Source organism: Acetobacter indonesiensis (assembly GCF_000963945.1).
GTDB classification, from domain to species: Bacteria; Pseudomonadota; Alphaproteobacteria; order Acetobacterales; family Acetobacteraceae; genus Acetobacter; species Acetobacter indonesiensis.
This window is the reverse complement of sequence record NZ_BAMW01000113.1, coordinates 1-563: the sequence shown is the minus strand read 5'-3', so window position 1 is coordinate 563 and position 563 is coordinate 1. Positions and strand designations below refer to the sequence as shown.

Below are 563 nucleotides of genomic sequence, written 5' to 3'. Positions count from 1 at the left end.
CTACACCTCCAATATTAAGGTGTTGCGACGACCGGTTGAATCCGCCCAGTATGTGTCCATTCGCTACGCGCAAAGACTGGCTGAAGCGGGGCTCGTTGCCTCAGTCGGAAGCGTTGGAGATTCCTATGATAATGCCCTCGCGGAGACCATTAACGGGCTCTACAAAACCGAACTCATCTATCGGCAGGGGCCATGGAAAAACAGGGACTCTGTTGAGCTGGCAACGCTTAAATGGGTCGACTGGTTCAACAATCGGCGGCTCCTGTTCTCCATTGGAAACATCCCGCCAGCAGAAGCGGAAGCACGTTTTTATGCTCAGAAGAAATCACATGCATTAGCTGCGTAGTTCAGATAAAAAATGTCTCCACAAAACCCGGGGCAATTCAGTTTCTGAGTTTCGTACTGACTGTATGACGGAAGGAATGGAATGTTACCGCGTCTGGAAGGCCAAGTCGTTTTTTGTGCTTTGAGAAAGAACGGGCAAAGTTGTCGCCTCGTTCACCTGATGCTGAAACGGTCAGATCAGGGAAGAGGTATTTTTCACCATTCGCCTCAAGCAGATT

1 protein-coding gene and 1 pseudogene are annotated in these 563 nt (G+C 49.7%); one reads left to right on the top strand and one right to left on the bottom strand.

The window, feature by feature from the left end; translation table 11 throughout:
* Window positions 1-346: integrase core domain-containing protein (locus Abin_RS15385; RefSeq protein ID WP_048848556.1), on the top strand; the 346-nt coding region annotated here is incomplete at its 5' end.
* 37 nt (window positions 347-383) lie between these two features.
* Here the strand turns inward: Abin_RS15385 and Abin_RS16015 are convergent.
* Window positions 384-563, bottom strand: a pseudogene (locus tag Abin_RS16015) (tyrosine-type recombinase/integrase); the annotation flags it as partial.